This is a genomic window from Pedobacter sp. 01T416_2 (assembly GCF_056398925.1).
Genome location: NZ_JBFTQI010000503.1, coordinates 1 through 7948, shown reverse-complemented (window position 1 = coordinate 7948; position 7948 = coordinate 1). Strand labels below are relative to the sequence as shown.

8 protein-coding genes and 1 pseudogene are annotated in these 7948 nt (G+C 38.1%); 3 read left to right on the top strand and 6 right to left on the bottom strand.

Features of this window, described 5'->3' with window-relative positions; translation table 11 throughout:
- Positions 1–188: pseudogene (locus AC1DPQ_RS19040) on the bottom strand (MFS transporter); the annotation flags it as partial.
- Between the two features lie 140 nt (positions 189–328).
- On the opposite strand from AC1DPQ_RS19040, the gene AC1DPQ_RS19035 reads away from it, so the two are divergent.
- On the top strand, positions 329–1225 hold the full coding sequence (locus AC1DPQ_RS19035; protein ID WP_477582839.1) for a glycoside hydrolase family 25 protein: 897 nt from the start codon (positions 329–331) through the stop codon (positions 1223–1225).
- A 269-nt stretch (positions 1226–1494) separates the two neighbouring features.
- Here the strand turns inward: AC1DPQ_RS19035 and AC1DPQ_RS19030 are convergent, their stop codons facing one another.
- Positions 1495–2592 carry a mandelate racemase/muconate lactonizing enzyme family protein gene (locus tag AC1DPQ_RS19030; protein ID WP_477582841.1) on the bottom strand — a complete coding sequence of 366 codons (1098 nt, stop codon included), beginning with the start codon at positions 2590–2592 and terminating at the stop codon, positions 1495–1497.
- Positions 2593–2719: 127 nt separating this feature from the next.
- Here AC1DPQ_RS19030 and AC1DPQ_RS19025 point away from each other — a divergent pair, with 127 nt between their 5' ends.
- On the top strand, positions 2720–4405 hold the full coding sequence (locus AC1DPQ_RS19025) for a thioredoxin domain-containing protein (RefSeq protein ID WP_477610541.1): 1686 nt from the start codon (positions 2720–2722) through the stop codon (positions 4403–4405).
- Between the two features lie 247 nt (positions 4406–4652).
- Positions 4653–5159: an FKBP-type peptidyl-prolyl cis-trans isomerase gene (locus AC1DPQ_RS19020; RefSeq protein ID WP_029280752.1), complete on the top strand. Its 507-nt coding sequence runs from the start codon at positions 4653–4655 to the stop codon at positions 5157–5159.
- A gap of 90 nt (positions 5160–5249) precedes the next feature.
- Here the strand turns inward: AC1DPQ_RS19020 and AC1DPQ_RS19015 are convergent, their stop codons facing one another.
- The 4 genes from AC1DPQ_RS19015 to AC1DPQ_RS19000 all read right to left on the bottom strand — a co-directional run.
- Positions 5250–5879 (bottom strand): Uma2 family endonuclease, encoded by a 630-nt coding sequence (locus AC1DPQ_RS19015; RefSeq protein ID WP_477610540.1) that lies wholly within the window; start codon positions 5877–5879, stop codon positions 5250–5252.
- A 10-nt stretch (positions 5880–5889) separates the two neighbouring features.
- Complete coding sequence (locus AC1DPQ_RS19010; RefSeq protein ID WP_477610539.1) at positions 5890–6519, bottom strand: Uma2 family endonuclease; 630 nt, start codon at positions 6517–6519, stop codon at positions 5890–5892.
- A gap of 43 nt (positions 6520–6562) precedes the next feature.
- Positions 6563–7783: a hypothetical protein gene (locus AC1DPQ_RS19005; protein WP_477582848.1), complete on the bottom strand. Its 1221-nt coding sequence runs from the start codon at positions 7781–7783 to the stop codon at positions 6563–6565.
- A partial coding sequence (locus tag AC1DPQ_RS19000) for an RNA polymerase sigma factor (protein ID WP_477610542.1) occupies positions 7776–7948 on the bottom strand: 173 nt, incomplete at its 5' end. The genes AC1DPQ_RS19000 and AC1DPQ_RS19005, both read right to left, overlap by 8 nt.

Here is a 7948-nt window from a genome sequence, read left to right as displayed (position 1 = left end):
CCAAATAAAATGATGATTAAGCCTGCATCTGTTACCGATCTATGCAAACTTTGGGTAACGAACAGACCCATAAACGGAACTGACATGCTTCCGAATCTGTTAAACAGTATTACAAAGCTCAATAACCAGGTTTCTCTGCTTAAGCCACTGAATGATGTTTTATAGGTGTTGAAAATAAGTTTGAACATGCTGTATTTAGATGAGGTAAAAATAGCAAAAGCCAGATATTAATTAATCATCTGAATTCAATATCCGCTTTTTAGATTAAAAAAGATGAGCAAAAAATATCCCATAATTTTTCACAAATTTGCATCCGGAAACCGATCAAATGCCGCCAGAGAAAAGAACCACAATAAACAAGCCCCCTGTTGCCAGAAAACCTGCCGTTAGGAAACCTGTAGCGAGAAAATCCACAACAGGCAAAAAAAAGAAAGGTGGTATTTCGGTTCAACTTAAATTGGTTATTGCAGGTTTATTGTTGATTTTACTCTCTCCATTTTACTATGGTTATGTTTTAAGAAGTTTTGTGGCTACCTGGCGCTGGGTTAAAGATTGGGGGCAAGACCCAAATTACAGAACTTACGAAAGTTTTAACATCAAAATCCCCAAAAAATATACCGTTCACGGTATCGACGTTTCCTACTATCAGGGCAAAATAAACTGGCAAAAAGTAAAGGAAATGAAAGAGGATGAGGTTAGTATCCGTTTTGCCTTTGTCAAAGCCACAGAGGGGTTAATGCTGGTCGATCCTTATTTTCAACGCAATTGGCGTGAAGCCCCAAAAGCAGGAATTATTTGTGGAGCTTATCACTTTTTCAGACCGAAAAAGGATGGCAAAACACAGGCTAAATTTTTCTTACAGGTGGTGAAAATCGAGAAAGGGGATTTACCACCAGTTGTGGATATTGAATCTCTAGATGGCGTTTCTCCTTTGAAAATGAGGGCAGAACTGTCCGATTTTCTCAATTATGTAGAAATGAAAACCAAAGTTAGGCCGATTGTTTATACCGGACTTAAATTTTATGAGGATTATTTAGTCGATCATTTTGATGATTATCCCTTGTGGATTGCCCATTATTATCAACCAAAACTAAGGATGGATAAAAGCCGTTGGAAATTTTGGCAGCACTCTGATAAAGCCAAAATTAACGGCATCGGTCATGTGGTTGATTTCAATGCTTTTAATGGGGATAGTTTAGCGTTAGATAGGTTATTAGTTCATTAGTCATTGGTATATTAGTCATTGGTATATTTGTCATTGGTTCATTGGGCATTAGTTTTTTAGACATGATGTATACCGTTTTTGTCATTGCAAGAAGGCTTTTTCATTAGTCATATACCCTCGTACCGTCATCCTGAACTTGTTTCAGGATCTATTATGTGTGATTACAATCCTTAATTGTTTAAATAGGTTGTTCTATATCTGAAAGCCAATGAATTGAATTATTAAGGTCGCCGGAAAACCAATAAACTATCGACTAATGAACAACTGAACTAAACCGTCCAACTTTCACATTTCTCTAAGAAAAATTCATCAGCTTCAGCACCAATACCAATTTCTTCGGGCACATCAAGGAAATATCCATTATAAGTGAGGCCACCAACCACAGGATCGACCAAATGGCCAAGCAAGGCAGTATCTAAGTCAAAAAACTCCACATTAGGGCTGGCCAATGCAAAATGTAGGTTGGCGCTTAAAGCAATCCTGGTTTCGAGCATACTCCCAATCATGCATTTTACCCCGCGTTGTAAGGCTTCCTTATGGATTTTTTGCGCTTCTAAAATGCCTCCGGATTTCGAAAATTTAATGTTTAAATAAGTTGTAGACTGGCTATTGATCAGTTTACGGGCATCGTGATGGTTGTAACAGCTTTCGTCGGCCATGAGCTTAATCGGAGAATTTACATTTAATTCAGGCAGTTTATCATCATACCATGTCCGCATCGGTTGTTCGCAAAACTCAATATTGTATTTTTCTAACTCACCTAAAGCAAATAAAGCATCATCGAAACTCCAGCCCTGATTGGCATCCAGGCGTAAAATCAAATCTTCGCCTACTGCTTCGCGGATATGTTTTACCCTTTCTATATCATCGTGTACTTTTTTGCCCAGTTTAATCTTTAAAATGCGGCAGCCCTGGCTTTTATATTTCAACGCTGTTACAGCCATTCCCTCTGGTGTATCGATACCAATGGTCATATCGGTTTCAATGGTGCGTTTGGTTCCACCAAGAAATTTATACAGTGGTAATTTTGCATTTTTGGCTGCAATATCAAATAATGCCATATCGAAAGCACTTTTAATGGTATTGTTGTGATCGGCATAACCCAATAAATTATTCATCCGCTCGGGAATTTCTAAGGGATCTTTCCCTTTTAAAATGGCGGCGAAGTCTTTAGCCATCGCAATGCAGGTTTCCTGCGTTTCACCCACAATCATCGGAAATGCTGAGCACTCTCCAATACCGTGAATGCCTGTATCGGTAAAAATTCTGATCAAAACATTCTGGGCAAAATGCATGGTTCCGGTTGCAATAACAAAAGCTTCCATTGGGATGCTAAAGCGGTATATTTCGGTATGGGTAATTTTCATTTGTTGTAAGCCTAGATTTCCAACTAAAGTATAAAAACAAAAACTAAATAGAAACAGGTTTGTAGAATATTAATAGATTTACGCCTCGATTAACATCCATTTCCGTTTACATTTTACATCATTTACCATGTCAGATACCAATAATTTAATCCATGCCTCGTCGCCTTATTTGCTGCAGCATGCTCATAATCCTGTTAATTGGTACGAATGGGGTGCAGAGGCCCTAGAAAAGGCAAAAACTGAAAATAAACTCATATTGGTGAGCATTGGCTATTCGGCCTGCCATTGGTGCCATGTAATGGAACGCGAAAGTTTCGAGAACCATGAAGTGGCTGAGGTGATGAACCGTCATTTTATCTGTATTAAGGTAGACCGTGAAGAGCGCCCTGATATTGATCAGATTTATATGTATGCCATCCAACTCATGACAGGAAGCGGAGGCTGGCCTTTAAACTGTATCTGTTTGCCAGATCAGCGTCCAATTTATGGCGGAACCTATTTCAGGAAAAACGATTGGATCAATATTCTGGAAAATGTTGCTGCACTTTGGGCAAATGAACCCGATAAGGCTATCCAATATGCAGAGCGGTTAACCTCGGGCATTAAAGACAGCGAAAAAATAATCCCAGCGCCCGAAAAAGAAGAATATACAAACGAACACCTTACCGAAATCATTGAACCATGGAAACGCCATTTCGATATCGGTTACGGGGGATATAACCGTGCTCCAAAATTTCCTTTACCCAATAATTGGGTGTTTTTATTACGGTATGGCTTTTTAAAAGATGACGAATCTGTTTTTACAGCGGTTTGCCATACGCTCGAAGAAATGAGCAGAGGCGGTATTTATGATCAGATTGGCGGAGGTTTCGCCCGTTATTCGGTTGATGATAAATGGCACGTGCCACACTTCGAAAAAATGCTTTATGATAATGCTCAACTCATCAGTTTATATGCAGAGGCTTATCAGTGTACCAAGTTTTATTCGTTTAAACAAACAGTAGTTGAAACGATAAATTGGGTTTTTGAAGAGATGACCTCAGCAGATGGATTGTTTTATTCGGCATTAGATGCAGATAGCGAAGGGGTAGAAGGCAAGTTTTACATCTGGGATAAAGCAGAATTCGATCAGGTTTTGGGGGAAGATGCCCAATTAATCGGCGCTTATTATAACATTACCGAAGAAGGTAACTGGGAAGAAGAACAAACCAATATTTTGCGTAAAACCATCAGCGATGACGACCTGCTTGCAAAATTTGATATTGATGCAGAACAGCTTTATGATAAAGTAAACTCAGCCAAAACAAAATTAATGGCTGTGCGTAGCAAAAGAATCAGACCAGGCTTGGATGATAAGTGTTTAACCGCCTGGAATGGTATGATGATTAAAGCTTTGGCTGATGCTGCAGAGGTATTAAATCATAAACCATATTACGAAAAAGCATCAGCTGCGGCCAGCTTTATCTTAAATCACCTAAAATCAGAAAACGGTGGCTTATATCGCAATTATAAAAATGGAAAGGCTTCTATTACGGGCTTCTTAGATGATTATGCCTTTTTTATTGAAGCACTGATTGCCTTATACGAAGCTGATTTTGATGAAAAATGGTTAGAAGAGGCAAAATCATTGACCGATTATGTAATCGCTAATTTTACGGATACAGATTCGCCGATGTTTTTTTATACCTCAGCTGAAAGTGAAGATTTAATTGCCCGTAAACATGAAGTAATGGATAATGTAATTCCGGCTTCAAACTCTACTATGTCGCAGAATTTGCAGCAATTGGGTTTGCTTTTCGATATTGAACGATAGTTAAACGAAATTTACGGTGTAAACGAAATTGCCATTACCGGTTTAGAAACCGATAGTATTAAGTTAGCATTAAGCGGACATTATATTCCGAACAAAATTACATTGGGCGGAACAAAAAGTAACCTGCCGCTGTTAAAAGGTAAGCAAAGCAATGAAACAAAAGTTTATATTTGCCGAAATAAAGTATGCCAGTTGCCGGTTAACACTGTTGAGGACGCATTAGAGTATTTACAATAAATTAATTTAAATGAATATTTCACCAAACTCTGTAGTAGCGTTAACTTACGAATTGCATACTACTAACGAAGAAGGACAACAAGTTTTTGTAGAAAAAGCTGACGAACAAAATCCTTTAGTATTTTTATATGGCGTTGGCATGATGTTGCCTAAATTTGAAGAGCATTTAACTGGCTTGAAAACCGGTGATGAATATGGCTTCGAGCTATCTGCAGCAGATGGTTACGGTGATATCGATCCAGGTGCTTTTGCCGACCTTCCAAAAACCATGTTTACTGAAGCTGGTGGCGAATTACCAAATGTAGGCGATGTGATTCCTTTACAAGATAACAATGGCAATCAGTTTAGAGCAGGTGTTACCGCTGTTCACGACGAAACCATTTCAGTAGATTTAAACCACCCAATGGCTGGTAAAAATTTAGTGTTTAACGGTGTAATTTTAAATGTACGTGAAGCTACTCAAGACGAACTGGCTCATGGTCATGCTCACGGAGCTGATGGTCATTCAGGACACTAATTAATAAATATAAGCGATTTTCAAGGAAGTCAAGTTTTAAATAGCAGTTTTGCCATTTAAAACTTGACTTCTTTCGTTAATATCCATGTTTTAATCTTGAAAARCTTCTTCCAGGACAAGCGAAAATCCTGGCATAATRGAAGTGGTTACTACTTCGCCCTCGGTGAGTAGTTTTGTTGGCTGAAACTTGCCTTTGTCATCAAGGATATATCTGAAAAATGTTTTTTCCGAAGGGCTTACAATCCAGTATTCTTTAACACCTGCTTCTTCATAAACCTCGTATTTATTGATCAATTCTTTTTTATTGTTGCCAGGCGATAAAATCTCGACAACAATATCGGGCGCACCTACGCATCCACGTTTATCAAGTTTAGTCGGATCGCAAATTACAACGATATCTGGTTGCACTACGGTGAAAACTTCTTTGTCATCTTGAGTTTTCTTAGCTAAACGGACATCAAAAGGGGCGCAGTATACATGACACGGTTTCCCTTTGAGTATATTGTATATAGGGACAAAAATGTTGGCTGAAATTCCTTGGTGAATTCGAGAAGGAGCAGGACTCATTTTGAATAAGTGTCCTTTAATAATTTCTAAGCGTTCCTCAAATTCGAAGCGCATATAATCTGCATAACTGTATAAAGCAGAAAAATCGACCTCATTAAGGGTTTTAATTGGAGGTTGCTCCTCTTCAGTAGGGTATGGTTTAATGTTTTTCATAGAATTTATCCTAGTCTTTAAACACCTCTTCAAGAACAAGCTTAAAGCCAGGTATAATCGTTGTGGCTACCTCTTCGCCCTCAGTAAGTAGTTTTGTTGGCTGAAACTTGCCATTATCATCAAGGATATATCTGAAAAATGTTTTTTCCGAAGGACTTACAATCCAGTATTCTTTAACACCTACTTCCTCATAAACTTCATATTTATTGATCAATTCTTTTTTATTGTTGCCAGGCGATAAAATCTCGACAACAATATCAGGCGCACCTATGCACCCGCGTTTATCAAGCTTAATCGGATCGCAAATTACAACTATATCGGGTTGTACCACCGTGAAAACTTCCTTGTCATCTTGAGTTTTCTTAGCTAAACGGACATCAAAAGGTGCTGCATACACTTCACATTTATGGCCGTTCAATGCGTTATAGATAGGATTAAAAATTCTTCCTGATATTTTTTGATGAATCCTGGAAGGAGCGGGGCTCATCTTGAAAATGTAGCCTTTGATAAGTTCTAGGCGTTCTTCAAATTCGAAGCGCATATAATCTGCATAACTGTAAGTCGCAGAAAAATCGACCTCGTTAAGGGTTTTAATCGGAGGTTGCTCCTCTTCAGTAGGATATGGCTTGATATTCTTCATATTAGGCATTTAACCAAATGTACTAAATATCTTAGTTTTTTTGCTAAAAATCAATCTTCAAACGCAGTCCGCCGTTGGTGAGGTTAAGGTTTTCTTTAGAGAAAGTTTTCATCGGCAGCCTTAAAAAAGGCTCTATGGCAATATTGTTCTTTTTTGATATTTTTTGCTTATAGCCCAAAGAAAAATTGTAGAATCCAATGTATTTATCAGGATCTATATTGGCTTCGGGCTGTGGCTCAGTAGTTTTTTCTTTCACAATCATGGTCTTCGAATCAGCAAAGCCATTCGCTGTTGTGGAAGAAAAATTCTGCACCTGGTTTACAATGTAGTTGTTCTGCTGTGAGTTGTTTAAAACAGCCAGTGCAGAAACGCCTATATTGGTGTAGAGTTTATCACTTATGTTGTATTTTAATTCTAAAGGAACATTAATTCCACGCACTTTAGCATCAACCGATTCGAGGTTTTTGCCCGATAAGGTTTGTGGTGCAGAAGCATTTAACGATTCTGTAGTGCTAATAGAAGCATACGAAACGCCAGAACTTATTGATAATTTATTGGCAATGGCATACGATAAAGAAAAGCCATAGTTCATGGTTACTTTATTATCATTACCCATTGCTGGCGCAATATACACATCAGGCTGCCATTTAGAATTCTCGCTTGTTTTTGATGGCGATTTTTGTTGATTCGCATAACTATCCTGGGCAAGCAGTTTTTCAAAACTTGTTTGCGCAATAGGTTGAGGTTTTTTCTTTTCCGTTAAAATATCAAACTGTTTTGATTTCAGGTTTGAAAGATTAGCACCTGCAAGCTTATTATCTAAAAGGTTACTGTTTACGGGAACTAATTGCGCAGATGTATTAATAAACGGATAACCGATCTGCTCTGTTAATAATGGTTTTGTGCTTCCTGTAATTTTGGGTGGACGATTGGCCGCTAGCTTATTTACAGGGCTTGTATCGTTATTTAATGAAGTAGAGTCGATTTTAGTTTTAATATTGTTATTTGAATTCCCATTGGCTGTAGCATTTTGCTGAGCTTTAGGTTTAGTTATTGCAATATCTTTTTTCTGATCTGTATTGTTTTGCGCAAAAAATACACCTCCAAAGACTAAAATTAAGGCAGCCGCCGCCCACAAAGGCCAAAAAGCGATGCCTCGTCTCTTATTTTTTTTCTCCGAAAAGCGCTCCCAAGCACCATCAGGGTATGTTTCCTCATGGTTTTGGAGTTGCGCGGTGATATGCTCAATTAATTCCTTATCCATTTTTTTCGTATGAATTAACCATGGTATTTAGGTAAAGGGTACGTAACTTATTTTTAGAACGTGTAAGGTAAACACGACTGGAACTCTCGGGAATGTTTAACATCTTCGAAATTTCATCGTGGGCAAAGCCCTCAATTTCATATAAGTTAAATACCAGTCTCTGCG

What these genes read in the sequence shown, in the direction of transcription:
- AC1DPQ_RS19035 (WP_477582839.1), top strand. Translation starts at nt 329, where the DNA reads ATGCCGCCAGAGAAAAGAACCACAATAAACAAGCCCCCTGTTGCCAGA.
- AC1DPQ_RS19025 (WP_477610541.1), top strand. Translation starts at nt 2,720, where the DNA reads ATGTCAGATACCAATAATTTAATCCATGCCTCGTCGCCTTATTTGCTG.
- AC1DPQ_RS19010 (WP_477610539.1), bottom strand. Translation starts at nt 6,519, where the DNA reads ATGAAGAATATCAAGCCATATCCTACTGAAGAGGAGCAACCTCCGATT.
- AC1DPQ_RS19030 (WP_477582841.1), bottom strand. Translation starts at nt 2,592, where the DNA reads ATGAAAATTACCCATACCGAAATATACCGCTTTAGCATCCCAATGGAA.
- AC1DPQ_RS19020 (WP_029280752.1), top strand. Translation starts at nt 4,653, where the DNA reads ATGAATATTTCACCAAACTCTGTAGTAGCGTTAACTTACGAATTGCAT.
- AC1DPQ_RS19005 (WP_477582848.1), bottom strand. Translation starts at nt 7,783, where the DNA reads ATGGATAAGGAATTAATTGAGCATATCACCGCGCAACTCCAAAACCAT.